Origin of the sequence: Enterobacter sp. JMULE2, from assembly GCF_013337145.1 — a bacterium.
GTDB lineage: Bacteria > Pseudomonadota > Gammaproteobacteria > Enterobacterales > Enterobacteriaceae > Enterobacter > Enterobacter mori.
This window is the reverse complement of the sequence record NZ_SGWD01000010.1, coordinates 540,507-557,635: the sequence shown is the minus strand read 5'-3', so window position 1 is coordinate 557,635 and position 17,129 is coordinate 540,507. Positions and strand designations below refer to the sequence as shown.

20 protein-coding genes and 1 pseudogene are annotated in these 17,129 nt (G+C 56.6%); 11 read left to right on the top strand and 10 right to left on the bottom strand.

Annotated elements, in window-relative coordinates; genetic code table 11:
* Positions 1–2: 2 nt before the first annotated feature.
* Positions 3–461, top strand: a complete 459-nt coding sequence (locus EXW94_RS03635) for a DMT family transporter (protein ID WP_126544598.1) — start codon at positions 3–5, stop codon at positions 459–461.
* On the opposite strand, the gene EXW94_RS03630 is transcribed toward EXW94_RS03635, so the two are convergent.
* From EXW94_RS03630 to EXW94_RS03595, 8 genes are read right to left on the bottom strand one after another with little or no spacing between them, the layout of a single operon-like run.
* On the bottom strand, positions 458–991 hold the full coding sequence (locus EXW94_RS03630) for a DUF3833 domain-containing protein (RefSeq protein WP_174339501.1): 534 nt from the start codon (positions 989–991) through the stop codon (positions 458–460). The two genes, EXW94_RS03635 and EXW94_RS03630, sit on opposite strands and share 4 nt — an antisense overlap.
* Positions 988–1,512 carry a hypothetical protein gene (locus tag EXW94_RS03625; RefSeq protein ID WP_174339500.1) on the bottom strand — a complete coding sequence of 175 codons (525 nt, stop codon included), beginning with the start codon at positions 1,510–1,512 and terminating at the stop codon, positions 988–990. Before EXW94_RS03625 ends, EXW94_RS03630 begins: the two co-directional genes overlap by 4 nt.
* Positions 1,509–1,994, bottom strand: coding sequence for a DUF2878 domain-containing protein (locus tag EXW94_RS03620; protein WP_120158089.1), 486 nt, complete (start codon positions 1,992–1,994; stop codon positions 1,509–1,511). The genes EXW94_RS03625 and EXW94_RS03620 overlap by 4 nt, the downstream gene beginning before the upstream one ends.
* Entirely contained in the window at positions 1,991–3,211 is a 1,221-nt protein-coding gene (locus EXW94_RS03615) for a cyclopropane-fatty-acyl-phospholipid synthase family protein (RefSeq protein ID WP_126816452.1), read from the bottom strand. The genes EXW94_RS03620 and EXW94_RS03615 overlap by 4 nt, the downstream gene beginning before the upstream one ends.
* On the bottom strand, positions 3,208–3,930 hold the full coding sequence (locus tag EXW94_RS03610) for a DUF1365 domain-containing protein (RefSeq protein ID WP_089598815.1): 723 nt from the start codon (positions 3,928–3,930) through the stop codon (positions 3,208–3,210). The genes EXW94_RS03615 and EXW94_RS03610 overlap by 4 nt, the downstream gene beginning before the upstream one ends.
* A gap of 1 nt (position 3,931) precedes the next feature.
* Positions 3,932–5,191 carry an NAD(P)/FAD-dependent oxidoreductase gene (locus EXW94_RS03605; protein WP_174339499.1) on the bottom strand — a complete coding sequence of 420 codons (1,260 nt, stop codon included), beginning with the start codon at positions 5,189–5,191 and terminating at the stop codon, positions 3,932–3,934.
* On the bottom strand, positions 5,188–5,907 hold the full coding sequence (locus EXW94_RS03600; protein WP_174339498.1) for an SDR family NAD(P)-dependent oxidoreductase: 720 nt from the start codon (positions 5,905–5,907) through the stop codon (positions 5,188–5,190). Before EXW94_RS03600 ends, EXW94_RS03605 begins: the two co-directional genes overlap by 4 nt.
* On the bottom strand, positions 5,904–6,338 hold the full coding sequence (locus EXW94_RS03595; RefSeq protein ID WP_126816448.1) for a nuclear transport factor 2 family protein: 435 nt from the start codon (positions 6,336–6,338) through the stop codon (positions 5,904–5,906). The genes EXW94_RS03600 and EXW94_RS03595 overlap by 4 nt, the downstream gene beginning before the upstream one ends.
* Before the next feature lie 257 nt (positions 6,339–6,595).
* On the opposite strand from EXW94_RS03595, the gene EXW94_RS03590 reads away from it, so the two are divergent.
* Both EXW94_RS03590 and EXW94_RS03585 read left to right on the top strand, forming a co-directional pair.
* Positions 6,596–6,793, top strand: a complete 198-nt coding sequence (locus EXW94_RS03590; RefSeq protein WP_042715285.1) for a hypothetical protein — start codon at positions 6,596–6,598, stop codon at positions 6,791–6,793.
* Between the two features lies 1 nt (position 6,794).
* On the top strand, positions 6,795–7,565 hold the full coding sequence (locus EXW94_RS03585) for a hypothetical protein (protein WP_126816447.1): 771 nt from the start codon (positions 6,795–6,797) through the stop codon (positions 7,563–7,565).
* 62 nt (positions 7,566–7,627) lie between these two features.
* Here EXW94_RS03585 and EXW94_RS03580 read toward each other — a convergent pair whose 3' ends face one another.
* Positions 7,628–7,966, bottom strand: a complete 339-nt coding sequence (locus EXW94_RS03580) for a helix-turn-helix domain-containing protein (protein WP_120158082.1) — start codon at positions 7,964–7,966, stop codon at positions 7,628–7,630.
* A gap of 90 nt (positions 7,967–8,056) precedes the next feature.
* Here EXW94_RS03580 and EXW94_RS03575 point away from each other — a divergent pair, with 90 nt between their 5' ends.
* The gene (locus tag EXW94_RS03575) at positions 8,057–8,836 is read left to right on the top strand and encodes an SDR family oxidoreductase (RefSeq protein ID WP_174339497.1); all 780 of its coding nucleotides are present in this window, start codon (positions 8,057–8,059) and stop codon (positions 8,834–8,836) included.
* Positions 8,837–8,887: 51 nt separating this feature from the next.
* Here the strand turns inward: EXW94_RS03575 and EXW94_RS03570 are convergent, their stop codons facing one another.
* The gene (locus EXW94_RS03570; RefSeq protein WP_174339496.1) at positions 8,888–9,466 is read right to left on the bottom strand and encodes a TetR/AcrR family transcriptional regulator; all 579 of its coding nucleotides are present in this window, start codon (positions 9,464–9,466) and stop codon (positions 8,888–8,890) included.
* A 104-nt stretch (positions 9,467–9,570) separates the two neighbouring features.
* On the opposite strand from EXW94_RS03570, the gene EXW94_RS03565 reads away from it, so the two are divergent.
* From EXW94_RS03565 to EXW94_RS03535, 7 genes and pseudogenes are all read left to right on the top strand, one after another.
* A complete protein-coding gene (locus tag EXW94_RS03565) occupies positions 9,571–10,038 on the top strand; it encodes a nuclear transport factor 2 family protein (protein WP_174339495.1) in 468 nt (155 codons plus the stop codon).
* Between the two features lie 76 nt (positions 10,039–10,114).
* Positions 10,115–10,429 carry a PTS sugar transporter subunit IIB gene (locus tag EXW94_RS03560; RefSeq protein ID WP_174339494.1) on the top strand — a complete coding sequence of 105 codons (315 nt, stop codon included), beginning with the start codon at positions 10,115–10,117 and terminating at the stop codon, positions 10,427–10,429.
* Positions 10,430–10,654: 225 nt separating this feature from the next.
* Positions 10,655–11,269: a TetR/AcrR family transcriptional regulator gene (locus tag EXW94_RS03555; protein ID WP_120158078.1), complete on the top strand. Its 615-nt coding sequence runs from the start codon at positions 10,655–10,657 to the stop codon at positions 11,267–11,269.
* A 75-nt stretch (positions 11,270–11,344) separates the two neighbouring features.
* On the top strand, positions 11,345–12,442 hold the full coding sequence (locus EXW94_RS03550; protein ID WP_174339493.1) for an efflux RND transporter periplasmic adaptor subunit: 1,098 nt from the start codon (positions 11,345–11,347) through the stop codon (positions 12,440–12,442).
* Positions 12,439–15,529: pseudogene (locus EXW94_RS03545) on the top strand (efflux RND transporter permease subunit). The gene EXW94_RS03550 and the pseudogene EXW94_RS03545 overlap by 4 nt, the downstream one beginning before the upstream one ends.
* Before the next feature lie 35 nt (positions 15,530–15,564).
* On the top strand, positions 15,565–16,158 hold the full coding sequence (locus tag EXW94_RS03540) for a TetR/AcrR family transcriptional regulator (RefSeq protein WP_174339492.1): 594 nt from the start codon (positions 15,565–15,567) through the stop codon (positions 16,156–16,158).
* A 74-nt stretch (positions 16,159–16,232) separates the two neighbouring features.
* A complete protein-coding gene (locus EXW94_RS03535) occupies positions 16,233–16,832 on the top strand; it encodes an NAD(P)H-dependent oxidoreductase (protein ID WP_174339491.1) in 600 nt (199 codons plus the stop codon).
* Positions 16,833–17,129 lie beyond the last annotated feature (297 nt).

The window sequence follows — 17,129 nt, the reverse complement described above, 5'->3', positions numbered from 1 at the left end:
GCATGACACTGATGATGATTCTACTGGCCGTCTGCGGCGGCGCGACGCTGAGCATTCAGGCCGCGATCAACGGGCAGCTCGGCAGCAGCGTGGGCGTATTTAAAAGCGCGTTTCTGACGTTTTCCGTCGGCGCGCTGGTGACCGCCCTGCTCATTTTCTTCTTTGAGCCTAAGCAGGCGGTCACGCTGCTGGACGTGCCAAAATGGCAGCTCCTCGGCGCGATGTTTGGCGTGCCCTATATCGTGATAATGGTGCTCGCCGTACAGCGGATCGGCACCGCCGTCGCCACGGTAGCGGTGATCTTCGGCCAGCTCACCATGAGTATGCTGATTGATAACTTTGGCTGGCTGGGCAATCCCGCCATTCCGTTTTCGCTGAGCCGCCTGGGCGCGGTAGTTTGCCTGGGGATTGCCCTGTACTTCATCTACTCCAGCAGCAAAACCGGCAGCGTCCGCGACTAAGCCGAGGTCTTACGGATAAAGAACAGCGTCACCGTGGCGACGGTGACGCCAAATTTCTTCATCTCGGTTTTATTGAACAGATGGGTCTCGTCCTGCAGGTACATCCAGTCGTCGAAGTGAAGCAGCCAGGTTTTGCCGTTGGCCGTCACGTTCATGCTGTAATGCCAGTTAAAGGCGTTGCCTGCGGCCTGCCCCGTGGCAGCCCCTTCAATATCCCCCGCCGTTCCCTCGTAGCGATCGTTCCCCACGCGGCGGATGTGCCAGACGCGCTGCTGTTTTTCACCATCGTCGTAAACAAAGTGTTCGTTGAGCGTCAGCGTATCGCCAATCACATCCCCGGCGATCTCAACGTGGAAACGGCGGATCTGCTTGCCGCTGCGATCCTGCACCATGCCCCACGCTTCGGTTTTGCCCTGGAAGTAATGGAAGATATCAAGCCGCGGCTGCTGCTGGCGATACTCGGTCACCTCGGTGCTGCAGCCTGCCAGCAGCATCGTGAGCGCCAGCGCCAGGGTCAGGAAACGTTTCATTTTTGGCCTCCGATTAACTGCTGACGCAGTTCAGGGTATTGCGTGCGGGGATCGAGCCAGATGGCCAGAAAGCGCGTACTGAACGCCGCTGGCTGCGCTGGCCCCAGTGGAGTGAAACCTGTCTGCGCGTCAGGCGCGCGGTACCAGAACTGTCCCTGCTGATTTTTAAGCACAAACGCCAGCTGCGCGCCTGCCTTGACGTCCGGCCAGAGCGATTCCAGCCGGTGAAGCCATGCTTCGCTCAGCGGCTCCTGCTGCAAAATTCCCTGCGCCTGCCACTGATCGCGCGTCGCTTCAACCAGATCCTTACGGTCAATGTCGCGCGCATAGGTAATGACCAGCGCCTGATCCCTGTTTTCGCCGGTGTAGCGTCCATCGGGCGTCAGCAGTTGCGAGGTGTAGACGGTGAAGGGCCCCCAGGTGAGCGTGGCGCTGCCTACTTTGCGCCAGCTTAGCCAGTCAGCGGCGTTCGCGACCGGTACGGCAAGGGTCAGACAGATTAACATCAGCAGGGTTTTCATTGTTGTCTCCCCATCAATAGGTGGAAAAACAGCATTAATACCAGCCAGCCCGGCACCATCCAGCTGACGACGATAAAACCAGGTTCCAGGAACGTCATTGCCCCCAGCCGCTCGCCGATAAGGTAGGCCACGGGCCCGCCGACGGTCGCCAGCAGCGTTAGGATCCAGCCCGGCAAGGTAGTGGTGCACGTCAGCCGGGTCCAGACGGTGGCGAACATCAGCCACAGCGCCACCATCCACAAGGGCATCAGCGAGTCGCCCGTGAAGGCAATAAGCCCCGTCACCGCCCAGAGGGCGTCCAGCAAGCTGCCTGCGGCCGCCAGCAAAATGGCGTAAATACGGTGTGCAGGCGACAGCATCAGGCAGGCAAGGATCGCCAGCGCGAGCCAGACGACCAGCCCCCGCTCGCGAAACAGCACCACCAGCGTCCAGTAGAGATCGAACGCAATCGCCATCAGGAACACCTGCACGTAACGTCTCATACGCGTTCCGCTGTCAGCTGCACCACGCTGATGGTGCGGGCGTTAAACCCGGCTTCGCAGTAGCCGAAGTAGTAGAGCCACATCCGGCGGAAACGTTCGTCAAAGCCGAGCGTTTCAATCTCCTGCCAGGCGTGGACAAAGCGCTGCCGCCAGTGAGCCAGCGTGCGGGCGTAGTCCGGCCCCATGTCGAAGAGGTTGCGCACCACAAAATCGGTGTGGCGCGTCATCAATTCGTTCATGGCGGTGACGCTCGGCAAAAAGCCGCCGGGGAAAATGTAGCGCTGAATAAAGTCGACGCTTTTGCTGTAGTCGCGGTAGCGCTGGTCCTGAATGGTGATGGCCTGAATCGCCATCCGTCCCCCCGGGCGCAGCCGCGCCTGGCAGGTACGGAAGAACGTGGGCAGATAGCGTTGCCCGACGGCTTCAATCATCTCTATCGACACCAGCTTGTCGTACTGCCCGGTAAGGTCGCGATAGTCGCAGAGCAGCACCTCAACGCGATCCTGCAACCCGGCGCGGGCGATGCGCTCTGTCGCCCAGATATATTGCTCCTGCGACAGCGTGGTGGTGGTGACCCGACAGCCGTAGTGACGGGCTGCGTATTCCGCCATCGCTCCCCAGCCGGTGCCAATTTCCAGCAGGTGGTCATCCGGGTTTAGCGCCAGCTGGTCGCACAGACGCGCCATTTTGGCCTGCTGAGCTGCAGTAAGATCCTGCTCGTCAGCGGTAAACAGCGCGCTGGAATAGAGCAGCTCCTTATCCAGAAAGTGGGCATAAAAGGTGTTGCCCAGATCGTAATGGGCGGCAATATTTTCGCGCGCCTGCGCGCGGGAGTTACGCCGCGTCCAGTGGCGCAGCCGCTCCAGCGGCCTGCCGAGCAGGCGGAACCCCTTCTCCAGACGGCCAAGCACCTTGCCGTTGAGCGCCAGCAGCTCCAGAAGCGGCGTCAGGTGCGTGGTCTCCCATTCGCCGTCCATCCAGGCCTCTGCCGCCGCGAGGCTGCCGCCCGTTAAGATGCGCCAGTAAAGCCCTGGCGAGAGGATCTGCACGTCGGCATGCAGCGCGGCAGATGCCTCACCAAAATGAAAGGTTTGCGCCCCTTCACGCAGCGTCAGCGAGCCGCCGCGAATGCCGCTTAGCAGTCGAAAAAGAAGCCAGCGCGCGATGCGGACATTGCGCGGGATATCGGGTTCTAGCGCAAAGACGGGATCGGTCATGAGCGTTCACTCCTGCTGACGGGATGGTTATACAGCGGCACTCGCTTAAGCCACAGCCGCAGCGCCTGCCAGTAAATGGCGAAAACGGTTTTCAGGGTCATCAGCGGGATGCGCAGCAGCAGCGAACGCAGCGCCGGGCGGGTCAGCGGCTCCCGACGCAGCGCCAGCGTAGCGTCAAAGACCTTCGCTTCCTGATGATTTTCAATGTGCATATGCAGCGTGTTGTCCGGATTGTTGAAGCGCCAGTGATAGACCATGTCCATCGGGTTGAAGGGCGAAACGTGAAAGGCTTTCTCCGTGGGCCGGGCATTCTGCCCGTCTACCGCGTAGTAGTGCCGCTCGTTCCACGGCGTGTTGCGCACTTCGGCGAGCACCCAGCGAAGCGCATTGTGCTGGTCATAGCAGTAGTAAAAATTGACCGGATTAAAATGGAACCCGAAATAGCGCAGCTGCGTCAGGAGCATGACTCGCCCCTGCGGACGTTCCCCGGTCAGGCTCTCCAGCCTGCTCAGCACGTTCTCTTTGAGCGGCGTGCCCAGCGGATAGTCCGCGTCGTGGAACGAGGCGGCGGCCACGCGGTTACGGCGTACGCCCACCGAGGGCAATGTTTCCAGCTCATTGAGATCCAGCCAGGCCATAAAAACGCTGTAGCTGAATGTGTGGGTTTTCGGCTGGAGGCGTCGGTGGCGCAATACGCCGTGGTAGAGGCAGCTGTTCATCTCAGTTCCCCTCCCCGGCGGCTAGCGCATTGACCACGTCCAGCGCGCTGCGCACCCCGTCCTCATGAAAACCGTTATACCAGTACGCCCCGCAGAACCAGCTCCGGTGATGACCGTTAATCTCCTCGCGACGCGCCTGCGCGCGCCAGCTTTGAGGGTTGAACAGCGGGTGTTCATAAATAAAGCGCTTCAGAACGAAACGCTCATCAACCGGCGTTTCAGGATTCAGCGTGACGCAGAACAGCGGACTCCCCTCGGGCAGCCCCTGCAAAATGTTCATGTTGTAAGTGACGCAGGCGCTGGCCTGGTCACGTTCACTCAGGCGATAGTTCCAGCTCGCCCACGCGCGCTCGCGCACCGGCAGCCAGCGTCTGTCGCTGTGTAACACCACCTCGTTGCGCTGCCAGCCGATATCGCCCAGCACGTCACGTTCTGCAGGCGTCGGCTCGTCCAGCATCGCCAGCGCCTGCCCGGAATGGCAGGCAAAAATCACCTGATCGAAGGTATAAATGCCGTTTTCAAGCTGAAGCGTGACCCCGTGCTCGTGGCGGCTCACCCGCTGCACCGGCGAATTGAGATGCAGGTTCAGACGGTCGCCCAGCTTGTCGAGCATGGCGCGGATGTACTCCCGCGAGCCGCCGGGGACAACGTACCACTGCGGGCGATGGGTAATATCCAGCAGGCCGTGATGCTCAAAGAAGCGCAGGAACAGCGGCAGCGGAAAGCGCCTCATCTCCTGCAGCGATGAGGACCAGATCGCGGCCCCCATCGGCAGAATGTAGTGGCGTGCAAAAAACGGGGTGAAACCGTGCTGTTCAAGAAACATCTCAAGCGTGGCGTTCGGGTCCACCTCCCCGTCCAGCGCCTGTTTTGCCAGACGATTGAAGCGGACGATCTCCCGAAGCAGCCGCCAGAATGTCGGATTCACCAGGTTTCGGCGTTGGGCAAACAGCGACGTCAGCGTGTGTCCGTTATACTCCAGCCCCGTCGCCGGGTTGCGCACAGAAAAGCTCATCTGCGTTTTTTGTCCGCTGATGCCCAGCTCGCTAAGCAGGCCCATGAAGCGCGGATAAGTGCGGTCGTTATAGACGATAAACCCGGTGTCGATGGCCCAGGTCCCCTGCGACGTGGAGACGTCTACCGTCGCAGTGTGTCCGCCCGGCGTTGCACCCGCTTCAAACAGGGTGACCTGATGATGGCCCGCCAGACGCCAGGCGCAGGTTAGCCCGGCAATACCGCTGCCGATAATCGCGATCTTCATGAGCGCACCATCCTGCGCAGCAGCGCGTTCTGGATCAGGGTCGGAAGCCATGAGAGCAGCCGCAGGATCAGGCCGAATCCGGAAGGAAACGCGATATGGTTTTTATTCTTCGCCAGCCCGGCGCGTATTGCATTCACGGCCTCGTCAACGGTCACTCTGCCCGGCATGGCAAAATCATTTTTTTGGGTCAGCGGCGTATCCACAAACCCCGGTGAAACCACGGTTACACCAATCCCTTTCGGCTCCCAGTCCAGACGCAGCGTGTCGGCGAACCAGGTGAGCGCGGCTTTGGACGCTCCGTAGGCTTCGGCTCGCGGAAAATGAAGCCAGTGCGCCATCGAACTGACCAATACCACGCGATGACCTGCAGCCAGCTGCGGCTGAAGCGCGGCGAGGCAGTTCACCGGGCCGAGGAAATTGGTCTTCATCACCCGCTCCACCAGCGCGGCATCCACCACGCCACGATCGAGGTATTCACACGTCCCGGCGCAGAGGATCGCCAGTTCGGCATTACAGTCCTTCAATGCCTGGCAACAGGCGTCCCTGTCTGTCATATCGAAGCGGCGCACCGTGATGTTCGAACTGTGCAACTGGAGGGCATCCAGACGCGACGCATCGCGCCCGCAGGCAATAACCTGGTAGCCATCAGCGGCAAAGGATTTCGCCAACCCGGCCCCAATGCCCGAGCTGGCGCCGGTAATGAGCACCGTTTTCATGATTTGACCCTCCGCTTCACGCCGCGTACCGCCCAGCCCAGCAGAGGAAGGTGTTCGTAGATCATCTCCCCCGCGTCGTAGTAGTCGCGCTGACGCGTGATGAGATCGTTTTCCGTGTCCACCACTGAACACCCCGGCAGGCCGAGCGGCTCCCCCCCGGCAATGCGCGGGTGCGACCAGTGCATTGTCCAGGTAACGACAAACCGGCGTTCGCTCAGAAGGGGGGCATCAATGGTAAAACGGCAGTTTTCGACATTCGCCAGCAAATGGGTGAAATAGCGCTGGAGCGCAAAAAGTCCGTTGTGTTCGCCAAACGGATCGACAAGCGTGGCATCCGGGTGATAAAGCCCCACCAGCGCCGACGGCGGCTGAGCGTCCAGCGTGGCGTAGTAATCAACAAACCGACTGACAACGGCGGGCAACGTGCTCATGGGTCACATCCTGGCTGTAAATAACGTGGCGTAATCGCATAATTAAAACTTACACAATCATCGTTATTTGTCCAAGTTTGTGTTGATCTATTTTTTATTTTTGTTCTATATCAATAAGTTAAAGCCATTGGAAAAAACAGGTTTTGTAGGCCAAATCAGGCGTAGCCGCCACCCGGTTTTAACTTTCAGGATATCCTTAAGGCAAACTCGCCGCCCTTCTTCCAGGCTTATCCTTTTTATTCATAAGGATGCCTGACATGAAACGCTTCTTTCTCTCCCTTTTCTCCAGCCCTGAGTCATTGCTCCAGGTAATGAGCCAGCAGGAAATCATTGAAGCCGTAGAAGATGGCGATCGCATCATTATCGACCAGGACGGGAACGCCTCGGTGAACTACAAAAGCAACGAGGTACGGCAGGATTTTCTGCGTCACGTCGACGCGCTGAAGAGGGCCTGATATGGGAACGGCAATCTTTATGGTGCTGATGGTGTGCGGGTACTGGTATACCAGCCGCGACCTGTCCACCCGCTTTAAAATCAAGCGTTCCTTTGGCTGGGACGTCTATTTTCTCGTGGCGCTTTATGGCTGTATTTTTGTTCTTCAGGGCGTGATTGCCACCGGTTTGCTCTGGCTACTCTTGCTCTCCCTTTCCGCCGCCAACAACGCGTTTCACTTTGCCTCACCGAAATATACCGACTGGCAAATCGATTTTATGAACTGGAGTTTTTTAGGCATTCAGGCACCGGTGGTCGTGATGCTGGCGTTTGCCATCCTGTTTTGCCTCTACCGCTCTAACTGGGCAGGCAGCGCGCGGCTGGACGGTGAAAGCCGAAAAAAGCTCTACAAACGTCTGGCGCAGTCGAGCGGTATTGAACAGGTGCTGTATCAGTGCATGGAGGAAGGCGAGCTCGCGCAAGTATCGCTTCGGTCGGGGCGGATTTACATCGGGATGATCCACACCGCGACGCTGGAGTACGAAAAAACGGCCAATATCGTGCTGATCCCGATGCTGAGCGGGTACAGAGATGCGAAGACGATGAATCTGCGCATCGAGAATAACTACAGCAGGTGGTATGCGGAGCATGACATTACGCTCGACTCTGAACCCCGCAGCGCCATGTCATTCCGGAAGGTAATTTTACTCAATCAGATTGAGAGCATCTCGCTGTTCGATCCCGCCAGCGCCAGCGCGCTGGAGATGGCGCAGGCAGAAGAGAAACCGGAGTGAACGCGTTCCGTTCTGGCAGAGATCGCCACGATTAGCCATCCGAGGCTTGCCGGGCGCAGGGTTTAAAGCTCGGCGTAAGCCTCACGTTTTTCTGCCCATTTCAGCATGGCATCGAGCGCCGGGCATAATGCCTGCCCCCAGTCGGTGAGTCGATATTCTACTTTCGGCGGCACCTGAGGGTAGACCATCCGCGAAACAATTCCGTCGGATTCCAGTTGCCGAAGCTGCTGCGCCAGCATCTTCTGGGAAATACCGGGGATCAGTTTTTCGAAATCAGAGTAGCGCTGCACTTTTCCGTCGAACAGATGAAAAAGAATAATTAATTTCCAGCGGCCTTCCAGCAGCCGTAATACCTGCTCCACGCCGCTTGCGGCAGATTCCGGGCTATATAACTTACTCATAATTCAGTCACTCACTTTTTCGTGCGTACTTGTCAATTTATCAGTCTATGTTGAATATACCCGTACTGTAAATAACGGGAGTTAAAGGCTATGTCATTAGATATTCATTTCACTGGTAAGCGCGTGCTTGTTACCGCTGGAACAAAAGGGCTTGGAAAAGCAGTGGTCGGACTTTTAAAACAGCTGGGCGCAACGGTATTAACCACGGCGCGCCACGCGCCTGAGGTAAATATCGCCGATACATTCGTAGCCGCTGACCTGACGACAGTTGCAGGATGTGCCTCCGTCGTATCGGGGGTGCAGGAACAGATGGGCGGCGTCGACGTGATTGTCCATGTCGCAGGTGGTTCAACCGCACCCGGTGGCGGTTTCGCTGCGCTTGGCGAAGACGAGTGGCAGCAGGAGCTAAATCTTAACCTGTTGCCCGCTGTACGCTTAGATCGCGCCCTGCTCCCCGGCATGCTTGCGCAGGGAAACGGGGGGATTATTCACGTGACGTCTATTCAGCGCGAACTGCCGTTACCGGAATCAACCACGGGCTACGCGGCGGCGAAAGCAGCCCTCTCGACCTACAGCAAGAGCCTGTCAAAGGAAGTCTCGCCGAAGGGTGTTCGGGTCGTGCGCGTTGCACCCGGCTGGATCGAAACCGAAGCCGCGGTTGCACTGGCGGAGAGGCTGGCAGAGCAGGCAGGAACAGACTACGAAGGTGGCAAACAGATCATTATGAAGGCGTTAGGTGGAATACCACTCGGACGCCCTGCCAAACCGATTGAGGTGGCTAACCTCATCGTCTTCCTCGCGTCATCTCATGCTTCAAGTATCACAGGGACAGAATACGTGATTGATGGCGGCACCATTCCGACAGTATAACGCGGGTGCGTGATCGGCTCGGTACGAGAACTGATTAAGCGCAGGGAAATATCACTGACCGGTCAGTTTCGCTAAGCCCGTTTTTAACGCTTTTACCACCCTTTCTGGATCCATACCCATTTGCGCATGAATAATAGCGCCGTCAATGAGCATCATCATGTCATTGACGGTCTCTTCATCATTTATACCGGTGAGCGTGACGATTGTTTTCTTTGTCTCTGATTTATGGTCCCGGCATATCTCTTTTATTTCACTTTCAATATCTTCCGATTTAGCCTCTGCGCTGGCATTAATAAACGCGCAGCCATGGAACTCGGGCGAAATAAACCATTCGTAAAGCGTTTGATATATCGCCTGAGAAGGTATTTCGCCTTCGTCAAGATGTCGACGCAGCGTAGCCTCAAACCAGCCAATCCATATTTCATGCCGATAGTGTAAATAGGCGAGAATAAGTAAACTTTTACTCGGAAAATGACGATAGAAAGTCACCTTGGTCACTTTTGACGCTTTGATCAGCGTATCCACCCCCGTCGCCCTGAAGCCTGTGGAATAAAACAGATCGTGCGCCGTGAGTAATATCTTATCTCTGACGCTAATTTTAGTATCGTTGCCTGCGGGTTCTGTTTTCATTTTTTTAGTAGCCTCAAAACGGAGGTTGACAGCGTTATTTTACAGGCATAGATTACCGCAAGTAGACAGACCTGTCTACATCATATAACCCAGAGGTAATCGCAATGAACACACGTCCTCCTTTACCGCCCTTCACCCGTGAAAGCGCTATCGAAAAAGTCAGACTGGCTGAAGATGGCTGGAACAGTCGCGACCCGGCGAAAGTCGCGCTTGCCTATACGCTCGATACCAAATGGCGCAACCGCGCAGAATTCGCGACCAACCGTGAAGAAGCCCAGGCGTTTCTGGCGCGGAAATGGAAAAAAGAGCTGGGGTATCGTCTGATTAAAGAGCTCTGGGCATTTACGGATAACCGAATCGCGGTGCGCTATGCCTATGAATGGCATGATGATTCCGGAAACTGGTTCCGTTCATACGGCAATGAAAACTGGGAGTTTGAGCCGGACGGGTTAATGAAGCGCCGTTTTGCCTGCGTAAACGATATGCCGATAAAAGAATCAGAGCGACTGTTCCACTGGCCGCTGGGAAGACGTCCGGACGATCACCCCTCTCTGAGCGATCTGGGTTTATAGCTTTATTAAGAGATAGCGCACATTTCAGGCGTGGCCTCAGGACTACCCTGTGAGCGGTTTTCAGGAGGTACAAAATATGAAAAAGCTTCTGATCTGTTGTTTGTTTGGTAATACCGCAAACTCGCTCGCCAAAAAGATGCAATCTCTGGCAGAACGCGAAGGCTATCCGCTGATGATTAGCGCTGTAGGACTGGATAACTTCGCCAGTGTCGCTCCCGCTTTCGATGGTTTCCTCATCGCGCCGCACATTCAGTACAAACTCGATGAGATAAAAGAAACGGTGGGTAATACGCGTTCGATCGGCATTATTGAGAGTTTACCCTATGCGTCTCTGGACGCGAGTAAGGTGTTAAATTTCGTGAAGGAACAGATGCCTGAACTGGCTGCCTGATATATAAGGCCGCATTTTTTGCGGCCTCCTCTCACCCGCCGATTAAAACGCATCGACACAAAGCCGGCACTGTCATATAGATGCCATTGTGCGCGAAAAACAGTGATACACTTATCCCATCTGATTTATCGTCCCGTCTGAAGGGTTCATGACGAAAACGCATGTAACCAAATCACGAAATGGTCACTCGTTGTCATTCGAAGCCTGTCACGCTAAGCTTAAAAAATGACTAAAAATTTGAACGTCCCAGTTACACGTGGTCCACTTGACCACTCCGTCCGAGAGCAGATCGTCGAAGCGGCATTTGAGCACTTCGGTCACTACGGCTATGAAAAAACCACCGTGGCAGAGCTTGCTAAATCCATTGGTTTTTCAAAGGCCTACATTTATAAATTTTTTGACTCCAAACAGGCTATCGGCGAGGTGATCTGTGCTAACCGCCTGGAGCTGATCATGACCGCAGTGCATTCGGCGCTTGCCGATGCGCCATCCGCCAGCGAGAAAATACGTCGTCTCTTCAGGGCGCTCACTGAGGCAGGAAGCGAACTGTTTTTCCACGATCGTAAGCTCTACGACATCGCTGCCGTGGCCGCGCGGGAAAAATGGCCTTCAGCAGAAAGGTATTCAGAACACCTGTTAAAACTGATTGAGAGCATTATTGTTGAAGGCAGGAAGGCCGGTGAGTTCGAAAGGAAAACCCCGCTCGATGAGGCTACGCTCGCAATATATCTGGTGATGTGCCCTTTCATTAACCCCATTCAACTGCAATACAATCTCGAAACCGCGCCCACCGCAGCGATCCTTCTCCCCTCACTGATTTTAAGAAGTCTGGCTCCCTGATTTGTGACCATTGACATTATTGGTCACTAGTCAGAGAATGCGGAAACTGTCCTGTTATTTTAATAAGGGTTTCCCATGCTCAGGCTTACTTCAGCCCGTTGTCTCGTTTCACTCCTGCCGCTGGCCCTCGTGGCCTGCGGCGATAACGCGGCGAGTGACGATCCGCGCACGCACCCACCTCTCGTCAGATCCGCGTCCGTTGAATTCGCGAACGCGACGTCTCGCGCATTTACCGGCGTGGTGGTTGCCAGAACGCAAAGCGATCTCGGTTTCAGGGTTCAGGGCAAAGTCCTTGAGCGCCTTGTTGATACAGGCCAGAGCGTAAAAAAAGGCCAGCCTTTAATGCGCCTCGATCCCGTTGACCTGACGTTACAGGCGCAGGCTCAGCAGCGGACGGTGGATGCCGCCCAGGCGCGTGCAAGAAAAGCGATCGCTGACGAAACGCGCTATCGGGGCCTTGTGGCTACGGGCGCTGTGTCTGCCTCCGAGTACGACCAAATTAAAGCGGCGGCCGACACCGCCAGAGCGGAGCTTAGTGCCGCCAGGGCGCAGGCCAGCGTAGCGCAAAACGCGACGGGCTATGCCGTACTGTTGGCCGATTCAGACGGCGTGGTGATGGAGACCTTCGCTGAGCCAGGTCAGGTCGTGAGCGCGGGACAGGCAGTGATCCGCCTGGCCCGCGCGGGACAACGTGAGGCGCTGGTGCAACTTCCTGAAACCCTGCGTCCCGTCGTCGGTAGCGAAGCGCAGGCGACACGCTATGGCAACGAAAAACAGCCCGTTACCGCAACGCTTCGTCTGCTCTCTGATTCCGCCGATACCACCACCCGCACCTATGAGGCGCGGTATGTTCTGGCAGGCGCGCTGGCAGACGCGCCGCTGGGTGCGACCGTCACGCTGAACATAGGGAGTCATAATGAGAAAAACCAGGTCATGCAGGTTCCCCTTGCGTCGCTCTACGATGCGGGCAAAGGGCCTGGCGTCTGGCGGATCTCGACTCAACCCGCCAAAGTGACCTGGCAACCCGTCAAGGTGCTTAGCGTGAGCGATGATGCCGCCCAGGTAACGGGGGGCGTGACGCCCGGTGAAAAGATTGTCGCGTTAGGGGTGCATCTTCTGCATGAAGGCGAAGTGGTCCGCCTCGCTCAACAGCGCACGGAGAGTCAGCCATGAGCGAAGGACGCTTTAACCTGTCAGCGCTTGCCGTACGCGAGCGCTCGGTCACGCTGTTTTTGATTATTCTGGTGACGATTGCCGGTATTCTCTCGTTTTTTGGGCTCGGGCGTGCAGAAGATCCGCCTTTCACGGTGAAGCAGATGACCGCAATCGCCGTGTGGCCAGGCGCGACCGCGCAAGAGATCCAGGATCAGGTGGCCGAACCGCTGGAAAAACGCCTTCAGGAGCTCAAATGGTATGACCGTTCGGAAACCTATACCCGCCCCGGCATGGCCTTTATCACGCTGTCATTACAGGACAATACGCCACCTTCTGAGGTGCAGGAAGAGTTCTATCAGGCCAGAAAAAAGCTTGGGGATGAGAGCCGAAATCTCCCAGCAGGCGTAACGGGACCGATGATTAATGACGAGTTCGCCGATGTGACGTTTGCCCTCTTTGCGCTCAAAGCAAAAGGAGAGCCGCAGCGTTTGCTCGTGCGCGATGCCGAAACCATGCGCCAGCAGCTCCTGCACGTCCCCGGCGTGAAGAAAGTCAATATCATCGGGGAGCAGGCTGAGCGGATTTATATCTCCTTCTCTCACGAGCGTCTCGCGACGCTGGGGCCTGTCCCCTCAGGATATTTTCAATGCGCTGAACAATCAGAACGTATTGACGGCTGCGGGTTCAATTGAGACGCGCGGCGCGCAGATCTTTATCCGCCTCGACGGGGCTTTCGATACCCTACGGAAAATCCGCGATACGCCGTTTATTGCGCAGGGCAAAACGCTCAAGCTCTCCGACGTCGCCACGGTGGAACGAGGTTATGAAGACCCGCCTGTTCTGCAAATTCGTAACCAGCATGAACCGGCCCTGCTGCTGGGTATTGTGATGCGCGAAGGCTGGAACGGGCTGGCGCTGGGGAAAGCGCTTGATGCCGAAACGTCGAGAATCAATGACGGTCTGCCTCTGGGAATGACCCTGACGAAAGTCACCGATCAGTCCGTGAACATCCGCTCGTCGGTGGATGAGTTCATGATCAAATTCTTCGTCGCCCTGCTGGTTGTAATGGTGGTCTGTTTTGTCAGCATGGGCTGGCGCGTGGGCGTGGTCGTCGCGGCGGCGGTTCCTCTGACACTGGCCGTGGTCTTTGTGGTAATGGAAGCCAGCGGCATTAACTTTGACCGCATCACGCTCGGCTCCCTCATTCTTGCCCTGGGCTTGCTGGTTGATGATGCCATCATCGCCATCGAAATGATGGTGGTAAAAATGGAAGAAGGCTACGACAGAATCAAAGCCTCCGCCTACGCCTGGAGCCATACCGCGGCCCCGATGCTCGCCGGCACGCTGGTAACGGCCATTGGCTTTATGCCGAATGGTTTCGCCCAGTCAACGGCGGGAGAATACACCAGCAATATGTTCTGGATTGTCGGCCTGGCGCTGATTGCATCGTGGGTCGTCGCCGTGGTTTTCACTCCCTATCTCGGCGTGAAAATGCTGCCGGATATGCCCAAAGTGGAAGGAGGCCATGCCGCCATCTACGGTACGCCTCGCTATAACCGTTTTCGCCATCTCTTAACCCGCGTCATTGCCAGAAAATGGATTGTGGCGGGTTCGGTTGTCGCCATTTTTATCCTGGCGATCCTGGGCATGGGGCTGGTGAAAAAACAATTTTTCCCGACGTCGGATCGCCCCGAAGTGTTGGTTGAAGTGCAGATGCCCTACGGCACGTCAATCGAGCAGACCAGCGCCGCCGCAGCGAAAATAGAAGACTGGCTGAAAAAACAGCCAGAAGCCAACATCGTCACATCGTACATTGGTCAGGGTTCACCGCGTTTTTATCTGGCCATGGCTCCTGAGTTACCCGATCCGTCATTTGCGAAGATAGTGGTGTTGACGGATAGCCCGGCATCACGTGAGGCACTCAAGCTCCGACTACGTAAAGCGGTTGCCGAAGGCCTTGCGTCCGAAGCGCGCGTGCGCGTCACGCAGCTGGTGTTTGGTCCCTACTCTCCCTTCCCGGTCGCCTGGCGAGTCACGGGACCCGATGTCGATACGCTACGCGGCATCGCTGACAAAGTGAAAGGCGTGCTCGAGGCAAGCCCGATGATGCGGACCGTCAACACGGACTGGGGAACACGCGTACCCACACTGCATTTCACGCTCGATCAGGACCGCCTGCAGGCCACTGGTTTAACCTCGAATGCCGTTGCTCAGCAGCTGCAGTTCCTGCTGTCCGGTGTTCCCATCACGTCTGTACGAGAGGACATTCGCGCCGTTCAGGTGATTGGCCGCGCCGCAGGTGACATTCGCCTGGATCCGGCAAAAATAGCGGGCTTTACCCTGGTCGGCAATGCGGGCCAGCGCATCCCTCTGTCACAAATTGGCGATGTTGAGGTGAGAATGGAAGATCCGCTGCTGCGTCGTCGCGATCGAACGCCGACTATCACCGTGCGGGGCGATATCGACGAAACGCTTCAGCCACCGGACGTGTCTACAGCCATCATGAAACAGCTCCAGCCGATCGTGGATTCGCTGCCGCCAGGATACCGTATTGAAATGGCCGGATCGATTGAGGAATCAGGCAAAGCCACCCGAGCAATGTTGCCATTGTTCCCCATTATGATTGCCCTGACGCTACTGATCATCATTCTGCAGGTGCGTTCCATGTCGGCCATGGTCATGGTCTTTCTTACCGCGCCGCTGGGGCTTATCGGCGTGGTGCCAACCTTGCTGCTGTTTAATCAGCCGTTTGGCATCAACGCCCTCGTCGGTTTGATCGCCCTTTCGGGCATTCTGATGCGCAATACGCTGATTCTTATTGGTCAAATCGATCATAACCAGAAAGAGGGGCTCGATCCGTTCCATGCGGTTGTCGAAGCGACAGTACAGCGCGCCAGACCGGTCTTACTGACGGCGTTGGCCGCCGTTCTGGCCTTTATTCCCCTGACGCATTCCGTATTCTGGGGAACGCTCGCCTGGACGCTGATCGGCGGAACGTTAGGGGGAACCATCATTACGCTGGTCTTCCTGCCCGCGATGTATGCGATCTGGTTCAGGATCCGTCCAGAGACACAAAGCGTTCAGGCTCTGGCAGAAAGCGTGTAAACTACTATCAGTAGATAAACGATACGAGGGACATCATGGTTGTTAAGCGCTTAAGAAAAGAGGATCGCCGGGTGCAGTTGCTGGAGGTTGCTCGCGGCATTGTTCGCCAGCAAGGCACCGAGGCGCTCACCCTGGGCTATCTTGCCGAGCGGGCTAACGTGACAAAGCCTATCCCCTACGACCACTTTGGCGATCGTGAAGGCTTGCTGATGGCGCTGTACCAGGATTATAGCGATAGTCAGCTGGCGAAATTCCGCGAGACGCTGGCGTTCGACAGCAAAACGCTGGAGAAGACGATCCGCTTTTTCAGCGCTGCCTATATCGACTGCGCCATTACCGCCGGCCCGGAAACGGGTCCGATAGCCGCAGCGCTGTCCGGCTCCCGCGCGTTGCAGACGTTCCGCGAGGCGTGCGTTGCCGAATGTGCCGACTGTCTTCGCACGGCGCTTTCTCCGTTTATCGTGCTAAAAGGCGTTCAGGGTGAAGCGGTACTGACTGCCATCATCGGTGCCGCGGACGCGCTCAGTACAGCCGCGGGGAACGGGATACTCGCCCGCAACGTCGCAGAAGATATGCTCAGCGGCGCCATGTCTGGCGTTCTGGATACCTACGCCAACAGCACAAAATGATCGTTGCTGTCGGATTGACACCTAACTTACCAATAGTAATATAGGTGTCAGTTCACTCCCCTGCTGAGGTTGCTATGTCTGTTACACATGTCATCAATAATGCACTGATCGTGACGGCTCACCCTGTTGAACATTCATTATCCCATTCGCTGGCGGATCGCATTGCCGCGACGTTACGCGAGCAAGGGACGCAGGTAGAAATTGCCGATCTTCATGCTGAAGGCTTTAATCCGGCGATGACCCGCGCCGATCTCGATTTGTATCACGGCGATCCCACTGCGCTTCCCGGGGATATCCTGCGCGAGCAGCAGCGCGTTGAACGCGCAGATATGCTGGTATTTGTCTTCCCGGTGTACTGGTGGTCAGTCCCCGCACTGTTAAAAGGCTGGTTCGATCGGGTGTTGACCCTGAACTGGGCGTATAAAGTGGCCGACGATGGCCGGATTGTGGGCAATTTACGCGATGTTCCCGTCCGCCTGATTGCCACCGGCGGCAGCGATCTCACGGGGTTCGACAAACATGGCTATTCGACGGCGATTCAGACGCAGATAATCGAAGGTGTATTTGGCTTCTGCGGGTTGAAGAACGTGAAGCTTGATATCCTATATCAGGCTGATGCGGCGACGCCTGACCAAGTGGAGGATTTCCTGCAAGGGCTCGAGAGCCTGAGATGATTATGGCTATCCCGTCAGCAAAGGCGTGCCCCACAGGCTACGCGCCTTTGCTGACAGCTTCCCGTCGCTGCATCAGCCCCCTACCCAACTTGGTGGATTGAAGAAATGCGTTAAGCAACGCTATAACTAACGCGATCGTTCCGCATAGAGCGGACTGAATAAACAAAGGTCATTCCATGTATCTGTCAGTTAAGCCAACAACCACCCTCACCACCACCGACACCCTCGGCGGCGTGAGCGTATCTGTAGCGAACTACTGACAAACAGAACCTCAATCCCCGCCGGCCTGGACGGGGA

What these genes read in the sequence shown, in the direction of transcription:
- EXW94_RS03635 (WP_126544598.1), top strand. Translation starts at nt 3, where the DNA reads ATGACACTGATGATGATTCTACTGGCCGTCTGCGGCGGCGCGACGCTG.
- EXW94_RS03630 (WP_174339501.1), bottom strand. Translation starts at nt 991, where the DNA reads ATGAAACGTTTCCTGACCCTGGCGCTGGCGCTCACGATGCTGCTGGCA.
- EXW94_RS03625 (WP_174339500.1), bottom strand. Translation starts at nt 1,512, where the DNA reads ATGAAAACCCTGCTGATGTTAATCTGTCTGACCCTTGCCGTACCGGTC.
- EXW94_RS03620 (WP_120158089.1), bottom strand. Translation starts at nt 1,994, where the DNA reads ATGAGACGTTACGTGCAGGTGTTCCTGATGGCGATTGCGTTCGATCTC.
- EXW94_RS03615 (WP_126816452.1), bottom strand. Translation starts at nt 3,211, where the DNA reads ATGACCGATCCCGTCTTTGCGCTAGAACCCGATATCCCGCGCAATGTC.
- EXW94_RS03610 (WP_089598815.1), bottom strand. Translation starts at nt 3,930, where the DNA reads ATGAACAGCTGCCTCTACCACGGCGTATTGCGCCACCGACGCCTCCAG.
- EXW94_RS03605 (WP_174339499.1), bottom strand. Translation starts at nt 5,191, where the DNA reads ATGAAGATCGCGATTATCGGCAGCGGTATTGCCGGGCTAACCTGCGCC.
- EXW94_RS03600 (WP_174339498.1), bottom strand. Translation starts at nt 5,907, where the DNA reads ATGAAAACGGTGCTCATTACCGGCGCCAGCTCGGGCATTGGGGCCGGG.
- EXW94_RS03595 (WP_126816448.1), bottom strand. Translation starts at nt 6,338, where the DNA reads ATGAGCACGTTGCCCGCCGTTGTCAGTCGGTTTGTTGATTACTACGCC.
- EXW94_RS03590 (WP_042715285.1), top strand. Translation starts at nt 6,596, where the DNA reads ATGAAACGCTTCTTTCTCTCCCTTTTCTCCAGCCCTGAGTCATTGCTC.
- EXW94_RS03585 (WP_126816447.1), top strand. Translation starts at nt 6,795, where the DNA reads ATGGGAACGGCAATCTTTATGGTGCTGATGGTGTGCGGGTACTGGTAT.
- EXW94_RS03580 (WP_120158082.1), bottom strand. Translation starts at nt 7,966, where the DNA reads ATGAGTAAGTTATATAGCCCGGAATCTGCCGCAAGCGGCGTGGAGCAG.
- EXW94_RS03575 (WP_174339497.1), top strand. Translation starts at nt 8,057, where the DNA reads ATGTCATTAGATATTCATTTCACTGGTAAGCGCGTGCTTGTTACCGCT.
- EXW94_RS03570 (WP_174339496.1), bottom strand. Translation starts at nt 9,466, where the DNA reads ATGAAAACAGAACCCGCAGGCAACGATACTAAAATTAGCGTCAGAGAT.
- EXW94_RS03565 (WP_174339495.1), top strand. Translation starts at nt 9,571, where the DNA reads ATGAACACACGTCCTCCTTTACCGCCCTTCACCCGTGAAAGCGCTATC.
- EXW94_RS03560 (WP_174339494.1), top strand. Translation starts at nt 10,115, where the DNA reads ATGAAAAAGCTTCTGATCTGTTGTTTGTTTGGTAATACCGCAAACTCG.
- EXW94_RS03555 (WP_120158078.1), top strand. Translation starts at nt 10,655, where the DNA reads ATGACTAAAAATTTGAACGTCCCAGTTACACGTGGTCCACTTGACCAC.
- EXW94_RS03550 (WP_174339493.1), top strand. Translation starts at nt 11,345, where the DNA reads ATGCTCAGGCTTACTTCAGCCCGTTGTCTCGTTTCACTCCTGCCGCTG.
- EXW94_RS03540 (WP_174339492.1), top strand. Translation starts at nt 15,565, where the DNA reads ATGGTTGTTAAGCGCTTAAGAAAAGAGGATCGCCGGGTGCAGTTGCTG.
- EXW94_RS03535 (WP_174339491.1), top strand. Translation starts at nt 16,233, where the DNA reads ATGTCTGTTACACATGTCATCAATAATGCACTGATCGTGACGGCTCAC.